The organism is Citrobacter sp. KTE151 (assembly GCF_000398845.1).
Taxonomy (GTDB): domain Bacteria; phylum Pseudomonadota; class Gammaproteobacteria; order Enterobacterales; family Enterobacteriaceae; genus Citrobacter; species Citrobacter braakii.
The window spans coordinates 807,077-823,700 of record NZ_KB976064.1; the positions used below are offsets into that span (position 1 = coordinate 807,077).

The following is a 16,624-nucleotide window of genomic DNA, read 5'->3' on the forward strand; positions in this document are numbered from 1 at the left end:
GCATTACCTCACTTAAAAAGGAATGCCCGTGATTGATTTACGCAGTGATACCGTTACCCGACCAAGTCGCGCCATGCTCGAAGAGATGATGGCCGCCCCGGTCGGGGACGACGTCTACGGTGATGACCCTACCGTTAATGCCCTCCAGCAATACGCAGCCGAGCTTGCTGGCAAAGAAGCCGCAATTTTCTTACCCACAGGCACTCAGGCGAACCTGGTGGCTCTCCTCAGCCATTGTCAGCGCGGGGAAGAGTATATCGCCGGTCAGGGCGCGCATAACTATCTCTACGAAGCGGGTGGCGCAGCGGTGCTCGGCAGCATTCAACCGCAACCTATCGACGCCATGCCGGATGGCTCTTTGCCGCTGGACAAAGTGGCGGCAAAAATCAAAGCGGACGATATCCATTTTGCCCGCACGCGTCTGCTCAGCCTGGAAAACACCCACAACGGCAAAGTGCTACCACGCGAGTATCTGAAAGAGGCCTGGGAATTTACCCGTGAGCGCAATCTTGCGCTGCATGTCGACGGCGCGCGTATTTTTAACGCCATCGTCGCCTATGGCTGTGAGTTAAAAGATGTCACGCAATACTGCGATTCGTTCACCATTTGTCTCTCCAAAGGTTTAGGAACGCCGGTAGGCTCACTGCTGGTCGGCAGCCACGAGTACATCAAGCGCGCCATTCGCTGGCGTAAAATGACCGGTGGCGGAATGCGTCAGGCCGGTATTCTGGCGGCGGCGGGACTGTATGCGCTGAAAAATAACGTGTCGCGCTTACAAGAAGACCATGACAACGCCGCCTGGATGGCGGAACAACTGCGCGAAGCAGGAGCGGACGTCATGCGCCACGACACCAACATGCTGTTTGTCCGCGTTGGCGAAGAACACGCTGCGGCACTGGGCGAGTACATGAAAGCGCAAGGCGTGCTGATTAACGCCTCGCCGATTGTGCGTCTGGTGATGCATCTGGACGTATCGCGTGAACAGCTTGCTGAAGTCGTCGCCCACTGGCGCGCTTTTTTAACCCGCTAAGGAGATAGGCGTGCCGCAACGGATTTTGGTTCTTGGCGCCAGTGGCTACATTGGTCAGCATCTGGTACAGGCGCTCAGTCAGCAAGGGCATCAGGTGCTGGCTGCGGCACGCCGCATCGAGCGACTGGAAAAGCAGCAGTTGGCCAACGTCAGTTGCCATAAGGTCGATTTGAATTGGCCAGATAACCTAACGCCGCTGCTGACCGGCGTTGATACGGTCTATTACCTGGTCCATGGCATGGGAGAAGGCGGTGATTTTATCGCCCATGAGCGCCAGGTAGCAATGAACGTGCGCGATGCGCTACGTGATACGCCAGTCAAACAGCTTATTTTCCTGAGCTCATTACAGGCTCCCCGGCATGAACAATCCGATCATCTGCGTGCGCGACAGATAACCGCGGACACCCTGCGCGAATCAGGCGTGCCAATGACCGAATTACGCGCTGGTATTATCGTAGGGGCAGGTTCTGCCGCCTTTGAAGTGATGCGCGACATGGTCTACAACCTGCCGGTACTCACCCCTCCGCGCTGGGTGCGCTCGCGTACCACGCCTATCGCGCTGGAGAATTTAATGTACTACCTGGTGGCGTTGTTGGATCATCCTACACGCCAACACCGCGTACTCGAAGCCGCCGGGCCGCAGGTATTGAGCTATCAGGAGCAGTTCGAGCATTTTATGGCGGTCAGCGGTAAACATCGCCTGCTCATCCCGGTCCCCTTTCCTACCCGCTGGATTTCGGTCTGGTTTTTGAACGTCATAACGTCAGTGCCGCCGACCACGGCAAAAGCGCTGATACAGGGGTTAAAACACGACCTGCTGGCCGATGACACCGAATTACGCACCCTGATCCCGCAAAAGCTGATTGCCTTTGATGACGCGGTGCGCAGCACGTTGAAAGAAGAAGAGAAGCTGGTCAATTCCAGCGACTGGGGTTACGACGCGCAAGCATTTGCCCGCTGGCGTCCCGAATATGGCTATTTCGCTAAACAAGCTGGCTTTAGCGTTGAAACCTCCGCCAGTCGGCAGGCGCTGTGGCAGGTGGTGAATCGCCTCGGCGGCAAAGAAGGCTATTTCTTTGGCAATATTTTATGGAAAACGCGCGCGGCGTTGGACCTGCTGGTCGGCCATAAGCTGGCGAAAGGCAGACCGCAACACTCTCTGTTGCAGGTTGGCGATACCGTTGATAGCTGGAAAGTGATCATCGTTGAGCCAGAAAAACAGCTGACGCTGCTGTTTGGGATGAAAGCACCAGGATTGGGTCGTCTGAGCTTCACGCTGGAAGATAAAGGCGACCAGCGACGCATTGATGTCCGCGCCTGGTGGCATCCGCACGGCATGCCAGGCCTCTTCTATTGGCTGCTGATGATCCCGGCGCATCTGTTCATTTTCAGAGGGATGGCGAAGCGTATTGCTAAACTTGCAGAACAAATCACAGACTCATGATAAAAAGAGCCTGTATTCTTTCATGTTTCCCATTGCATACAGACGAAATTCACGGAAGAATGCGCACGACGTTTTTTAAACACAGTGGATTGATATGAAGGTACTGGTTACCGGAGCCACCAGCGGCTTAGGCCGAAACGCGGTTGAGTTTTTATGCAGCAAAGGCGTCAGCGTCAGAGCTACCGGTCGCAACGAAGCGATGGGCAAGCTGCTGGAGAAAATGGGCGCAGAGTTTGTGCATGCCGATTTGACCGAGCTGGTCTCTTCGCAGGCAAAAGTGATGCTCGCCGGTATCGATACGCTGTGGCACTGCTCCAGTTTTACCTCACCATGGGGAACTCAGGAAGCCTTCGATCTGGCCAACGTTCGCGCAACCCGCCGTCTGGGCGAGTGGGCCGTGGCCTGGGGCGTTCGTAACTTCATTCATATCTCATCACCGTCGCTCTATTTTGATTATCACCACCATCGCGATATCAAAGAGGACTTCCGCCCCCAACGCTTTGCCAATGAATTCGCCCGCAGTAAAGCGGCTGGCGAAGATGTGATTGCGTTGCTGACACAGGCCAACCCGCAGACCCGTTTTACGGTATTGCGTCCGCAAAGCTTGTTCGGACCACACGATAAAGTCTTTATCCCGCGCCTGGCCCATATGATGTACCACTACGGCAGCATCCTGTTGCCGCACGGCGGAAGTGCGCTGGTGGATATGACCTACTACGAGAATGCGGTGCACGCGATGTGGCTGGCAAGTCAGCAAGCCTGCGATAATCTGCCGTCGGGTCGTGCGTACAACATTACCAACGGCGAGCATCGCACCCTGCGCAGTATTGTGCAGAAACTCATCGACGAGCTAAATATTGATTGTCGTATCCGATCCGTGCCCTACCCGATGCTGGATATGATTGCCCGCAGCATGGAGCGGTTAGGCAATAAATCCGCGAAAGAGCCAAAGCTTACGCATTACGGCGTCTCGAAGCTGAATTTTGACTTTACGCTGGATACCACCCGCGCTCAGGAAGAATTAGGTTATCAGCCCGTTGTGACGCTCGATGAAGGGATTGAGCGTACCGCGGCCTGGCTGCGTGACCACGGCAAGCTGCCGCGTTAACCCTGCCCGTATTTCTCCAGTAACGCTTCGGCAATCGCCTGAGTTTCTGCATCCGCCACGCCGTTCCACAAGGTCGGGCGGAAGTGCATCTGGAAGGCCATAATCACCCGCCGCTGTTCACGCGGCGTCATTTCAGGTTTTACCTCATAACCATAGCGCGACAGCAGATCGAGCAATGATGAGGTTTCTACCGGTGTATCGGGCGCTCGTCCGGCAAGATAAAACGCCACCCGCTGAGCATCCGGCCACGCGCCAATTCCCTGAGCAGCCAGTTCTTCCCATGGAAACAGCGGACCTGGATCGTCCTTACGCTGCGGTGCGACATCCGCATGGGCCACCACGTTCTGCGGTTTTATGTCATAGCGGGCAATAATATCTTTCGCCAAAGGGATTAGCGCCTGAATTTGCGCGGGTTCAAACGGCGCAAAATACTTGCTGCCCGCCGATTTTTGCCAGCCGCGGTTTTCCAGCTCAATGCCGATCGAGGTATCGTTAATTCGCGTAGCGCCGCGCCAGAAGCTAATCCCCGCATGCCAGGCCAGATCTTTTTCCGCTACCAGTTGCCAGATACGCGGTTTGCCATGGTAGAGCGGCGGCACTGCCGGGATCAGATAGTGCGAGCTGACGTTTTTATCGGTCAGCGTAGCCAGAGAAGAGTCGAAATCATCGGCTGTGTAATGGATAACCAGCACTTTAATGCGCGGGTAAGCAGCCTGCGCCTGACGACGGGTATCTAACTGATACCCGTCTTTGTCGACAATCCCTTTTTCGCCAGCACATCCTACCAGCAGCAGCGTTAATGCCAGCAGAGACAGCAGACGCTTCATCGGCGAGTTTTCACCGCAGTGCCGCTGACGCTCACCATCAACATGCTACCGTCTTTGCCTACGGTTTCGTAATCGATATCGATACCGACTACCGCATCAGCACCGAGCGCTTTTGCCTGTTCACCAAGCTCCTGAAAAGCAATTTCACGCGCTTTACGCAGCTCTTTTTCATACGCGCCGGAGCGACCGCCGACGATATCGCGAATGCCAGCGAAGAAATCGCGGAAGATATTCGCGCCTAAAATGGCTTCGCCAGTCACAACACCGCAGTATTCCACGATGCTCTGCCCTTCCAGCGTAGGGGTAGTCGAAAACTGCATGGTTAATCTCCTTTTTGCGCTAAGAGCACGATCTCAAAAGCATTATCGAACCGATCCACTATCATTGAAAGGATATATTCTTTACACAAAATAATTCGAGTTGCAGGAAGGCGGCAAGAGAGTGAATCCCCAGGAGCATAGATAACTATGTGACCGGGGTGAACGCACGTAGCCAACGCACAAGCAACTTGAAGTATGACATGTAAATCAACGTAGAACACTAATAGTAGAAAGCTAATAAGGAAATCATTATGCGCTACTCGAAACTCTCTCTGCTGGTTCCATGTGCACTACTTCTCAGCGCCTGTACTACCGTAACGCCGGCCTACAAAGATAACGGCACGCGTAGCGGCTCTTGCGTAGAAGGCGGGCCAGACAGCGTGGCTCAACAATTCTATGATTACCGTATTCAGCACCGAAACAATGACATTACTCCCCTTCGTCCGTACCTCAGCGACAACCTGGCGAAACTGCTGAACGATGCCAGCCGTGATAACGCGCATCGCGATCTGTTTAACAGCGATCCGTTCTCTAGTCGCGCTACGTTACCGGACAGTGCCAGCGTCGCCAGCGCATCGACCATTCCGAATAGTGATGCACGCAACATTCCGCTGCGCGTAGAGCTTAAACAGGGTGACCAAAGCTGGCGTGATGAAGTGCTGATGATCCGCGAAGGCCAGTGCTGGGTAGTTGACGATGTCCGCTATCTGGGCGGCAGCGTACACGCGCCAGCCGGGACGCTGCGCCAGTCTGTCGAAAACCGCTAACCGCCCCATTCACCCGCCTGAATCATAACCCCCATAAATTGTCTGGCATTCTGCATAGAATGCCGACAATTATTCTTGCCCACTGGTGGCCCCGCTATTTTGTGCTATGTTTAGATAAGAATGCGGTTTGCATTTAACTTTTAACGCATAAATATTGCATAACTATTCTGTCAAAGGTAGTATCTGCGGCTTCAATAGCTATCAGACTGCCAGTATCGAGTGTCAATGAGTATTCAATTAAACGGCATTAACTGCTTCTACGGCGCACATCAGGCGCTGTTCGATATCACGCTGGATTTCCCTCAGGGTGAAACACTGGTGTTACTTGGCCCAAGTGGAGCCGGGAAAAGCTCGCTGCTGCGCGTACTCAACCTGCTTGAGATGCCGCGCTCGGGCACGCTCTCTATTGCGGGTAACCATTTCGACTTCACGAAGACCCCGTCAGACAAAGCCATTCGGGAGCTGCGTCAGAACGTGGGCATGGTCTTCCAGCAATACAACCTTTGGCCGCATCTCACGGTTGTGCAGAATCTGATTGAAGCGCCCTGCCGCGTACTGGGTCTGACAAAAGATCAAGCGCTGGCGCGTGCCGAAAAATTACTGGAACGTCTGCGCCTGAAGCCGTACAGCGATCGCTACCCACTGCATCTCTCCGGTGGCCAGCAACAGCGTGTGGCCATTGCCCGCGCGTTGATGATGGAGCCGCAGGTGCTGCTGTTTGATGAACCTACCGCAGCGCTTGATCCGGAAATTACTGCCCAAATCGTCAGCATCATTCGTGAACTGGCGGAAACCAACATTACTCAGGTGATCGTCACCCACGAAGTGGAAGTTGCACGTAAAACGGCCAGCCGTGTGGTGTATATGGAAAACGGTCATATCGTCGAGTTTGGGGATGCGAGCTGCTTTGCCAACCCGCAAACCGAAGCGTTTAAAAACTATCTCTCTCACTAAGATTCGGGACAATACAATGAAAAAAGTTCTGATTGCCGCGCTAATCGCAGGTTTTAGCCTTTCCGCTACCGCAGCCCAAACCATTCGTTTCGCCACCGAAGCGTCTTATCCTCCGTTTGAATCTATTGATGCGAATAACAAAATCGTAGGGTTTGACGTTGATCTGGCGAATGCGCTGTGTAAAGAGATTGACGCGACCTGTACCTTCACCAATCAGGCCTTCGACAGCCTGATCCCGAGCCTGAAATTCCGTCGTTTTGACGCGGTGATGGCCGGTATGGACATCACGCCAGAGCGTGAAAAACAGGTTCTGTTCACCACCCCGTATTACGACAACTCTGCCCTGTTTGTTGGCCAACAGGGTAAATACACCAGCATTGACCAGCTGAAAGGCAAAAAAGTCGGTGTACAAAACGGTACTACGCACCAGAAATTCATCATGGATAAACATCCGGAAGTGACTACCGTACCGTATGACAGCTACCAGAATGCCAAACTCGATCTGCAAAATGGTCGTATTGACGGCGTATTTGGTGATACCGCAGTGGTGACCGAATGGCTGAAAGATAATCCAAAGCTGGCCGCAGTTGGCGACAAAGTGACGGATAAAGATTACTTCGGTACGGGTCTGGGCATCGCTGTGCGCCAGGGCAATACCGAGCTGCAGCAGAAATTTAACGCTGCGCTGGAAAAAGTGAAGAAAGATGGGACTTACGAGACCATCTACAACAAATGGTTCCAGAAGTAATACTTGATGAATGAATTTTTTCCTTTAGCAAGCGCCGCCGGGATGACCGTCGGCCTTGCCGTTTGTGCGCTGATTATTGGCCTCGCGCTCGCCATGTTTTTTGCCGTCTGGGAGTCAGTAAAATGGCGTCCAGTGGCATGGACGGGTTCAGCTCTGGTCACCATCCTGCGTGGTCTGCCGGAAATCCTGGTGGTTCTGTTCATCTATTTCGGCTCTTCACAGCTGCTGCTGACGCTGGCCGATGGCTTTACGATCAATCTCGGGTTTGTACAAATCCCGGTTCAGATGCAGATCGAAAACTTCGACGTCAGCCCGTTCCTGTGCGGTGTAATTGCGCTGTCATTGCTGTATGCGGCTTACGCGTCGCAAACGCTGCGTGGCGCGCTGAAGGCCGTACCACTCGGACAATGGGAATCAGGTCAGGCGTTGGGTTTGTCTAAAGCCGCGATCTTCTTTCGCCTGGTGATGCCGCAGATGTGGCGTCACGCTCTGCCGGGACTGGGTAACCAGTGGCTGGTATTGCTGAAAGATACCGCGCTGGTCAGCCTTATCAGCGTGAACGATCTGATGCTGCAAACCAAGAGCATTGCCACCCGTACCCAGGAGCCGTTTACCTGGTACATTGTGGCGGCGGCTATTTACCTGGTGATTACGCTGGTGAGTCAGTACATTCTCAAACGCATTGACCTGCGCGCGACACGATTTGAGCGGAGACCAGGCTGATGCTTGAGTATTTACCTGAATTGTTAAAAGGGCTGCATACCAGCCTGACGCTGACGGTCGCCTCCATCGTGGTTGCTCTGGTGCTGGCGCTGGTTTTCACCGTCATCCTGACGCTAAAAACGCCGATTGTGGTCTGGTTGGTTCGCGCCTATATCACGTTGTTTACCGGTACTCCGCTGCTGGTGCAAATCTTCCTGATCTACTACGGGCCAGGGCAGTTCCCGACGCTACAGGAGTATCCGGTACTGTGGCACCTGCTCTCTGAACCGTGGCTGTGCGCCTTAATTGCGCTATCGTTAAATAGTGCGGCTTATACCACTCAACTGTTCTACGGTGCTATCCGCGCAATCCCGGAAGGCCAGTGGCAGTCCTGTGGAGCGTTGGGGATGAGTAAGAAGGATACGCTGGCGATTCTGTTGCCGTACGCCTTTAAACGCGCCCTCTCCTCATATTCCAACGAAGTGGTGCTGGTGTTTAAAAGTACCTCACTGGCATACACCATCACGCTGATGGAAGTCATGGGCTATAGTCAGCTGCTGTACGGTCGCACTTATGACGTCATGGTTTTCGGCGCGGCGGGTGTGATTTACCTGATCGTCAACGGTTTGCTGACGCTGATGATGCGCTTGATCGAACGTAAAGCTCTGGCGTTTGAACACCGGAATTAAATCGGTTTTTATGTCTGGTGGCGCTACGCTTATCAGGCTACGATTCATATTCCGTTGTACACTCTCCGGTGAATATGCATAAAGCCAAAATAAAAAAGACGGACAACAACCTAAATTGTCCGTCTTTTTTTATATCCATAAAAATAGTTAATCATTTTTATTGCATATAAATTCATTAAGTGGCATTGTTAATTCACGCCGCAGACACGGTAAATAATCATAAGATTGACAGACGGGAGTTCCACCATGAAAAAGTTAGTACTGGCCGCATTACTTGCTACTTTCGCCGCTGGCGCCTCAGCTGCTGATAAAATTAGTTTCGGTGTATCAGCAACTTATCCGCCATTTGAGTCACTGGATGCAAGCAATAAAATTGTCGGTTTTGACATCGACCTGGCAACGGCACTGTGCAAACAAATGCAGGCTGACTGTACTTTCACCAATCATGCTTTTGATAGCTTGATTCCCGCACTGAAATTCAAAAAATATGATGCGGTGATTTCCGGAATGGACATCACGCCTGAGCGTAGCAAGCAGGTGGCATTTACTCAGCCTTACTATGCAAACTCCGCGCTGGTGATTGCGAAAAAAGACACCTATAAAACCTTTGCCGACCTGAAAGGGAAACGCATTGGCATGGAAAACGGCACCACGCACCAGAAATACCTGCAGGACAAACACCCTGAAGTGAAAACCGTGGCCTACGACAGCTATCAGAATGCGATTATCGACCTGAAAAATGGTCGTATTGATGGCGTATTTGGCGATACCGCCGTGGTTAACGAGTGGCTGAAAACCAACCCGCAGTTAGGTGTAGCCACTGACAAAGTGACCGACCCACAATACTTCGGTACTGGTCTTGGCATTGCGGTTCGCCCGGATAACAAAGCCCTGCTGGAAAAACTGAATAGCGCGCTCGCCGCAATCAAAGCTGACGGCACGTACCAAAAAATCAGCGATCAGTGGTTCCCACAGTAACGTCTGCCCAATCTGAAAAGCCGCATTCTGCGTAATGCGGTTCAGTTAACGCCTCAGTTTCAGAAAGCATCACCTGTGTTGGTAGAAGTTATGGATATGCTATCTCACGGTAAGGGTTCCGTTCACCTCATGTGCATCGTTTCTCTGAAACACCGATTCCTGTGAACGTGTAAAGGGCGTTCTCCGCCACGCCCTTTACAATCCCGGCTCCCGGCGGGAAAATTGCCACTTCGTGGTCCCCTCCGTTTATTCCTCCAGGCTACCGGGCCGGACGCGAGGCAGCGTCCCTGCAAAACGCGCCCTGAACCCGCATCCCTGCGGGTTCTCCCGGCCTTACGGAAACACGTCGGCAATTTTCAGCCGGACCAGCCCACACCTGACCACCTGCGTTTTTTATCTGAATAGCAAAACAGAGTTAACTGGAAGTCAGTGCGTTGCAGCGATGACCCCGGTCCGGCTGAAAATCGATGAGGCGTTGACGGCTGACCGGGTCTGCCCGCAGGGATGCGGGCAGAGGGGACGGCCTGCAGGGACGCAGGCCCGGCCCCGACCCGACAGGCAGACGGCATAAGACGAATGAATCGCGTAGCGACGATTTTCCCGCCGGGAGCCTGGGTTGCAAGGGAGGCGGCGGTGAGCCTCCCTTGCACGTTCACGGGTATCTGCGCTTCAGAGAATTGCTACCGCCGAGGTGAACGGAACCCTGAGCAAGAATCACATGTTCCCCATAATGCTTAACTGAACAGTATTGCGCATCCTGCGGCTTTTTTTATCTCTTCGCCTTCGCTTTCAGTCAGTTCTTACGCCATAAACCCATTCCTGGCGTACACTTGTTAAAACAAAAAAAAGTGAGGCAAACGGATGATAGCGTTCCCTGCCAGTTTACTGATCCTCAACGGAAAAAGTGCTGATAATCTCCCCCTGCGTGATGTCATTGCAGAGCTACGCGATGAAGGCGTGGAAATCCATGTTCGCGTTACCTGGGAAAAAGGCGACGCCCAACGCTACGTTGATGAAGCTTGCCAGTTAGGCGTTGCAACGGTGATTGCCGGCGGCGGCGACGGCACAATTAACGAAGTCTCGACGGCGCTGATCCAGTCGCAGGGCGGCAATATCCCAGCACTCGGTATTTTACCGTTGGGAACGGCGAATGATTTTGCAACCAGCGTAGGCATACCCGACGCCCTTGATAAGGCGTTAAAACTGGCTATCGCCGGAAATGCGACTGATATCGATATGGTTCAGGTCAATGATAAAACCTGTTTTATCAATATGGCGACCGGCGGCTTCGGCACACGCATCACCACTGAGACGCCAGAAAAACTCAAGGCTGCATTAGGTGGCGTATCGTACTTTATTCACGGATTAATGCGCATGGATACGCTCAAACCCGACATCTGCGACATTCGTGGGGAAGATTTTCACTGGCAGGGTAAGGCGCTGGTCATTGGTATCGGTAATGGTCGTCAGGCCGGTGGTGGGCAACAGCTTTGCCCGACAGCGCTGATCAACGATGGTCTGCTGCAACTGCGTATTTTTACCGGCGAAGAGCTGCTGCCAGGGCTGCTTTCGGCGTTAACGCAATCCGAAGACAACCCTAACATCATCGAAGGCGCATCATCGTGGTTTGATATCCGCGCCCCGCACGAAATTACGTTTAATCTCGATGGCGAACCGCTTAGCGGACAAGAATTTCATATTGAAATCCTGCCCGCAGCGCTACGTTGCAGACTGCCGCCGGGTTGTCTGCTACTGCGTTAACACGACGACACCCCAACTGGAATCAGGCAATGGTGACTTTGCTGTCCAGATAAACATCCTGCACGGCGTTAATCAGCTTAACGCCGTCAGCCATGGTTTTCTTAAATGCTTTTCGTCCAAGAATCAGCCCCATGCCGCCAGCACGTTTGTTAATCACCGCCGTACGTACCGCATCGCTCAGATCGGTTTCGCCGCCAGCCGCACCGCCAGAGTTAATTAATCCGGCGCGCCCCATATAGCAGTTCGCCAGCTGATAACGCACCAGGTCAATTGGGTTGTCGCTGGTCAGCTTGCTGTAAACGCGATCGTCAGTGTAGCCAAAGTTGACTGCTTTATACCCGCCGTTATTTTCCGCCATTTTCTGCTTAACGATATCCGCCCCGATAGTGGCTGCCAGATGGTTAGCCTGCCCGGTGAGATCGGCGGAAACATGGTAATCCACGCCATCTTTTTTAAACGCGGAGTTACGCAGATACGCCCATAGCACGGTGACCATCCCCAGTTCATGAGCACGCTCGAACGCCGCAGAAATCTCTTCAATCTGGCGACGGGACTCCTCTGAACCGAAATAAATGGTTGCCCCTACCGCAACCGCCCCCATATTGAATGCCTGTTCTACGCTGGCATACAGCGTCTGATCAAACGTATTGGGGTAGCTCAGCGTTTCGTTGTGGTTAATTTTTACAAGAAACGGAATGCGGTGCGCGTAGCGACGGGAGACGGAAGCCAGCACGCCATAGGTCGATGCCACGCAGTTACACCCTGCTTCGATAGCCAGTTCCACAATATTCTTCGGATCAAAGTACAGCGGGTTAGCCGCGAACGATGCCCCCGCGGAGTGTTCCACGCCCTGATCCACCGGTAGAATCGACAGATAACCTGTCCCGGCCAGTCGGCCCGTATTATACAGCGTTTGCATATTACGCAGCACCGCTGGCGGACGGTTGTTATCCACCATCACGCGATCGACGTAATCATGTCCAGGCAGGTAAAGTTGGTCAGAAGGAATGGTCATACAACGATGCTGTAAAAGGTTGTCGGCATCTTTGCCAAGCAACTGCGCAATATCAGTCATAGCTATGCTCCCGTAAGTTCCGATTTGAAACCGGAATGTGGATTGTCCTGACCCGCTTTGTTGCGGGCAGCAATAAGCCTGGTACCGACTGCGTTTTTTTTCCATCTTTAGCGCACTTTTCAGCAACTTCTGTTGGCTCGATTCAGGAAGAAATAATGTTAAGGCGGTCAAATTTAGACCTCAAAGGTATTTTAAAGGTATTATCGAATGGTACTATCAGTGCGTACCTTACCTGTCATGAAGGATTTAAAGATGAAAACTACAGTTAAGCTGTCGTTCATGATGTTTGTAGAGTGGTTTATCTGGGGCGCCTGGTTTGTACCGCTGTGGCTGTGGCTGAGTAAAAGTGGCTTTAGCGCCGGGGAGATCGGCTGGTCCTATGCCTGTACCGCGATTGCTGCGATCCTGTCGCCCATCCTGGTCGGTTCTGTCACTGACCGTTTTTTCTCCGCGCAAAAAGTGCTGGCGGTGCTGATGTTCGTCGGCGCTATTTTGATGTACTTCGCCGCCCAGCAAACCACCTTCAGCGGATTTTTCCCGCTGTTACTGGCCTATTCGTTGACCTATATGCCGACGATTGCGCTGACCAACAGTATCGCTTTTGCCAACGTCAGTGACGTTGAGCGTGATTTCCCGCGCATCCGTGTGATGGGGACCATTGGCTGGATCGCCTCTGGGTTGGCCTGCGGTTTCTTACCGCAAATGCTTGGCTATAGTGACATCTCCCCTACCAATATTCCTCTGCTTATCACTGCCGGAAGCTCCGCTCTGTTAGGCGTCTTTGCGTTCTTTTTACCGGATACACCGCCGAAAAGTACCGGCAAAATGGATTTCAAGGTCATGCTGGGTCTGGATGCGCTGATCCTGCTGCGGGATAAGAACTTCCTCGTATTTTTCTTTTGCTCTTTTCTGTTCGCGATGCCGCTGGCGTTCTATTACATCTTCGCCAACGGTTATCTGACAGAAGTCGGGATGAAAAACGCCACCGGCTGGATGACGCTGGGCCAGTTCTCTGAAATCTTCTTTATGCTGGCGCTACCGTTTTTCACCAAACGCTTTGGCATTAAAAAGGTATTGCTGCTTGGTCTTATTACTGCGGCTATCCGCTACGGATTTTTCGTTTACGGCGGCGCGGAAGAATATTTCACTTACGCTCTGCTGTTTCTCGGCATTCTGCTGCACGGCGTCAGTTACGACTTCTACTACGTCACAGCCTACATTTATGTCGATAAAAAAGCGCCCGTACATATGCGCACCGCGGCGCAAGGGCTTATCACCCTCTGCTGTCAGGGATTCGGTAGCCTGCTCGGTTATCGTCTGGGCGGCGTGATGATGGAAAAAATGTTTGCTTATCAGGAACCGGTGAATGGTCTTACCTTTAACTGGGCTGGCATGTGGGGATTTGGCGCGGTCATGATCGCCGTCATTGCCGTAATGTTTATGATTTTCTTTCGCGAGTCAGATAAAGAAATCACCGCCATTAAGGTGGACGATCGCGATGTAGCGTTGAAACAAGGGGAAGTAAAATGAAAGCAGAACGTATTCTCGGTGCTCTTTATGGGCAGGCGTTAGGGGATGCGATGGGTATGCCGTCGGAACTGTGGCCAAGAACCCGGGTTAAAGCCCATTTCGGTTGGATCGACCGTTTTTTACCCGGCCCTGCGGAGAATAATGCCGCCTGCTATTTTAACCAGGCGGAGTTCACTGATGACACCTCCATGGCGCTGTGTCTGGCTGATGCCCTGCTTGAGTGCGACGGAGAGATTGTACCCGACGTTATTGGCCGCAATATTCTGGCCTGGGCCGAACGTTTTGATGCTTTTAATAAAAACGTGCTCGGCCCGACCTCAAAAATTGCGCTAAAAGCCATTCGCGACGGCAAACCTGTCGCCGAACTGGAAAATAACGGCGTTACCAACGGAGCGGCAATGCGCGTTTCACCGCTGGGATGCCTGCTCCCCGCGCGCGATCTCGATGTCTTTATCGATGATGTGGCATTAGCCTCCAGCCCGACGCATAAATCGGATTTGGCTATCGCTGGCGCAGTGGTGGTCGCATGGGCGGTATCACGCGCTATCGACGGCGGAAAATGGTCAGAGATTGTCGACGCGCTGCCAGCCATTGCCCGGCATGCGCAGCAAAAAAGGATCACTACCTTTAGCGCATCGCTCTCTGCACGCCTTGAACTGGCGCTGAAAATTGTCCGTAACGCTGACGGCATTGAGTCTGCCTGCGAGCAGTTGTATCAGGTTGTAGGGGCCGGAACCAGCACCATTGAATCCGTGCCTTGCGCCATCGCTATGGTTGAGCTGGCGCAGACCGATCCTAACCGCTGCGCCATTCTGTGCGCGAACCTCGGGGGCGATACCGACACCATCGGGGCGATGGCAACTGCCATTTGTGGCGCGCTCCACGGCGTAAGTGCGATTAATCCGGCATTGAAACATGAGCTCGATGCAGTAAATCAGCTGGACTTTATCCGCTACGCCAGTGGATTGATGCGACTGCGCGAGCAGCGGGAGGCACTATGAGCACCACGCGTCTGCAACAACTTCTCCCGCAGTTACGCACACAGCGACCCGTTACGGTGGTGGGTGCGGCGGTGATTGATGTCATTGCCGATGCGTATGCCCTTCCCTGGCGCGGATGTGACATTGAACTCAAACAGCAAGGGGTGAACGTTGGCGGCTGCGCGCTCAATATCGCCGTAGCACTCAAGCGGTTAGATATCGACGCCAGTAATGCTTTACCGCTGGGTCAGGGGGTGTGGGCCGATATTATCCGCAACCGGATGGCAAAAGAGGGACTGCACAGCCTGATCGATAACGCCGCAGGCGATAACGGCTGGTGTCTGGCTCTGGTCGAGCCGGATGGCGAACGTACCTTTATGTCCTTTAGTGGCGTCGAAAATCAGTGGAACGCTGACTGGCTGGCACAGCTGGAGATCCCACGTCACAGCCTGGTTTATCTCTCGGGCTATCAGTTAGCCTCACCGTGTGGTGAGTTGCTGGTGCATTGGCTGGAAGGGCTGGAGGACGTGACGCCGTTTATCGATTTTGGCCCACGCATCGGCGACATTCCCGAGCCCTTACTGGCAAGAATTATGGCCTGCCGTCCACTGGTATCGCTCAATCGGCAGGAGGCGGAAATTGCCGCCGAGCGGTTTGCATTAAGCCAGGATATAGAAGGTTTTGGCGCACAATGGGTGCAACGTTTTGCCACACCGGTGGTGGTACGCCACGATAAAGACGGTGCGTGGTATTTCAGCACCCAAACTTCCGGTTGCGTACCGGCATTTGCGACAGCGGTCGTTGATACTATTGGCGCAGGTGACAGCCACGCTGGCGGCATGCTGGCAGGACTGGCGTCTGGCTGGTCGCTGGCTGACGCTGTACTGCTTGGAAACGCCGTGGCGTCCTGGGTGGTAGGGCATCGCGGGGGCGATTGCGCCCCTACGCGCGAGGCGTTACTCCTCGCACACAAACACGTATAGATCGCTTCGACAATAGCTGATGCTGTATTCAATGGGCCGTTGCTGCTGGTCAAGCGCTACCTGCTTGATCACCAGCACCGGCACTTTGCTGTCCATTTGAATGTGCGCCTGGAACTCTGCGTCAGGCATTCGGGCACTGACACGTGAGCGGGTGCGCTGCGGGAAAATATGCTGGCTGCGAAAATAGTCATACAGTGAAACGCCGATGGCATCCACGTCATGAATTAGATGGGCAGGAACCCATGACTCTTCAATAGAAACCGCATCTTCATCTACGTAGCGAATGCGCTTGAGCAAGAAGACGTCACTCCCCGTGGCAACAGCCAGTTGCTGCGCTACCTCTTCCGGGCAAGGCACAATCCGCTTGTTCACCCACAGCGTATCTGGTTTTTTACCGCGCAACACCACCTGCTGTGAAAAACCACGCGCTTCTTTTAGCGAATACTCGAAGATGTTGTTGATCTGCGTCCCGTAACCGCGGGCGCGCGTCACGACGCCTTCTTCTTCCAGGGCCTGCATCGCCTTACGAACCGTAATTCGCGAAACGCCGGTCAACTGGCTGAGATCTCGCTCGCCGGGCAGGATGTTTCCATGCTCCAGAATCCCGCTGCGCACAGCGTTTTTCACCGTTTGCGCAAATTTCATATACAGCGGCGTGTTATCTGCCGCGGAAATACGTTCATTCAGTTGCGCGATAAGCTGGGTATGCGCTTGTTCCATTTATCTTT

At 53.4% G+C, this 16,624-nt stretch carries 17 protein-coding genes; 13 read left to right on the plus strand and 4 right to left on the minus strand.

Annotated elements, in window-relative coordinates:
• Positions 1–28: 28 nt before the first annotated feature.
• The 3 genes from ltaE to WC7_RS10815 all read left to right on the plus strand — a co-directional run bounded on the left by ltaE (position 29) and on the right by WC7_RS10815 (position 3,582).
• Positions 29–1,030, plus strand: coding sequence for a low-specificity L-threonine aldolase (ltaE, locus tag WC7_RS10825; protein WP_016153662.1), 1,002 nt, complete (start codon positions 29–31; stop codon positions 1,028–1,030).
• Positions 1,031–1,040: 10 nt separating this feature from the next.
• A complete protein-coding gene (locus tag WC7_RS10820) occupies positions 1,041–2,474 on the plus strand; it encodes an SDR family oxidoreductase (RefSeq protein WP_016153663.1) in 1,434 nt (477 codons plus the stop codon).
• Between the two features lie 94 nt (positions 2,475–2,568).
• Entirely contained in the window at positions 2,569–3,582 is a 1,014-nt protein-coding gene (locus WC7_RS10815; RefSeq protein ID WP_016153664.1) for an NAD-dependent epimerase/dehydratase family protein, read from the plus strand.
• On the opposite strand, the gene WC7_RS10810 is transcribed toward WC7_RS10815, so the two are convergent.
• Both WC7_RS10810 and WC7_RS10805 read right to left on the minus strand, forming a co-directional pair.
• Entirely contained in the window at positions 3,579–4,409 is an 831-nt protein-coding gene (locus tag WC7_RS10810; protein WP_016153665.1) for an N-acetylmuramoyl-L-alanine amidase, read from the minus strand. The genes WC7_RS10815 and WC7_RS10810 overlap by 4 nt on opposite strands.
• Positions 4,406–4,729 carry a heavy metal-binding domain-containing protein gene (locus WC7_RS10805; RefSeq protein WP_001160725.1) on the minus strand — a complete coding sequence of 108 codons (324 nt, stop codon included), beginning with the start codon at positions 4,727–4,729 and terminating at the stop codon, positions 4,406–4,408. Before WC7_RS10805 ends, WC7_RS10810 begins: the two co-directional genes overlap by 4 nt.
• A gap of 251 nt (positions 4,730–4,980) precedes the next feature.
• Here WC7_RS10805 and WC7_RS10800 point away from each other — a divergent pair, with 251 nt between their 5' ends.
• The 7 genes from WC7_RS10800 to yegS all read left to right on the plus strand — a co-directional run bounded on the left by WC7_RS10800 (position 4,981) and on the right by yegS (position 11,328).
• The gene (locus WC7_RS10800; protein WP_016153666.1) at positions 4,981–5,496 is read left to right on the plus strand and encodes a lipoprotein; all 516 of its coding nucleotides are present in this window, start codon (positions 4,981–4,983) and stop codon (positions 5,494–5,496) included.
• 225 nt (positions 5,497–5,721) lie between these two features.
• Positions 5,722–6,450, plus strand: coding sequence for an arginine ABC transporter ATP-binding protein ArtP (gene artP / locus WC7_RS10795; RefSeq protein ID WP_016153667.1), 729 nt, complete (start codon positions 5,722–5,724; stop codon positions 6,448–6,450).
• A gap of 16 nt (positions 6,451–6,466) precedes the next feature.
• Complete coding sequence (gene artI, locus WC7_RS10790; RefSeq protein WP_003027298.1) at positions 6,467–7,198, plus strand: arginine ABC transporter substrate-binding protein ArtI; 732 nt, start codon at positions 6,467–6,469, stop codon at positions 7,196–7,198.
• Between the two features lie 6 nt (positions 7,199–7,204).
• Positions 7,205–7,921, plus strand: coding sequence for an arginine ABC transporter permease ArtQ (gene artQ / locus WC7_RS10785; RefSeq protein ID WP_016153668.1), 717 nt, complete (start codon positions 7,205–7,207; stop codon positions 7,919–7,921).
• Positions 7,921–8,589, plus strand: a complete 669-nt coding sequence (gene artM / locus WC7_RS10780; RefSeq protein WP_016153669.1) for an arginine ABC transporter permease ArtM — start codon at positions 7,921–7,923, stop codon at positions 8,587–8,589. The genes artQ and artM overlap by 1 nt, the downstream gene beginning before the upstream one ends.
• 246 nt (positions 8,590–8,835) lie before the next feature.
• Entirely contained in the window at positions 8,836–9,567 is a 732-nt protein-coding gene (gene artJ, locus WC7_RS10775) for an arginine ABC transporter substrate-binding protein ArtJ (RefSeq protein ID WP_016153670.1), read from the plus strand.
• An 861-nt stretch (positions 9,568–10,428) separates the two neighbouring features.
• Positions 10,429–11,328, plus strand: a complete 900-nt coding sequence (yegS, locus tag WC7_RS10770) for a lipid kinase YegS (RefSeq protein WP_016153671.1) — start codon at positions 10,429–10,431, stop codon at positions 11,326–11,328.
• A 22-nt stretch (positions 11,329–11,350) separates the two neighbouring features.
• Here yegS and fbaB read toward each other — a convergent pair whose 3' ends face one another.
• Complete coding sequence (gene fbaB, locus WC7_RS10765; RefSeq protein WP_016153672.1) at positions 11,351–12,403, minus strand: class I fructose-bisphosphate aldolase; 1,053 nt, start codon at positions 12,401–12,403, stop codon at positions 11,351–11,353.
• A 252-nt stretch (positions 12,404–12,655) separates the two neighbouring features.
• Between fbaB and WC7_RS10760 the strand changes: the two genes are divergently transcribed.
• Genes WC7_RS10760 through WC7_RS10750 form a run of 3 tightly spaced genes read left to right on the plus strand, consistent with a single transcriptional unit; the run spans position 12,656 to position 15,896 of the window.
• Positions 12,656–13,933 (plus strand): nucleoside permease, encoded by a 1,278-nt coding sequence (locus WC7_RS10760; RefSeq protein ID WP_016153674.1) that lies wholly within the window; start codon positions 12,656–12,658, stop codon positions 13,931–13,933.
• Positions 13,930–14,934 (plus strand): ADP-ribosylglycohydrolase family protein, encoded by a 1,005-nt coding sequence (locus WC7_RS10755; protein WP_016153675.1) that lies wholly within the window; start codon positions 13,930–13,932, stop codon positions 14,932–14,934. The genes WC7_RS10760 and WC7_RS10755 overlap by 4 nt, the downstream gene beginning before the upstream one ends.
• Positions 14,931–15,896, plus strand: coding sequence for a PfkB family carbohydrate kinase (locus WC7_RS10750; RefSeq protein WP_016153676.1), 966 nt, complete (start codon positions 14,931–14,933; stop codon positions 15,894–15,896). The genes WC7_RS10755 and WC7_RS10750 overlap by 4 nt, the downstream gene beginning before the upstream one ends.
• Here WC7_RS10750 and WC7_RS10745 read toward each other — a convergent pair.
• Positions 15,870–16,616 carry a GntR family transcriptional regulator gene (locus tag WC7_RS10745; RefSeq protein WP_016153677.1) on the minus strand — a complete coding sequence of 249 codons (747 nt, stop codon included), beginning with the start codon at positions 16,614–16,616 and terminating at the stop codon, positions 15,870–15,872. The genes WC7_RS10750 and WC7_RS10745 overlap by 27 nt on opposite strands.
• Between the last annotated feature and the right edge of the window lie 8 nt (positions 16,617–16,624).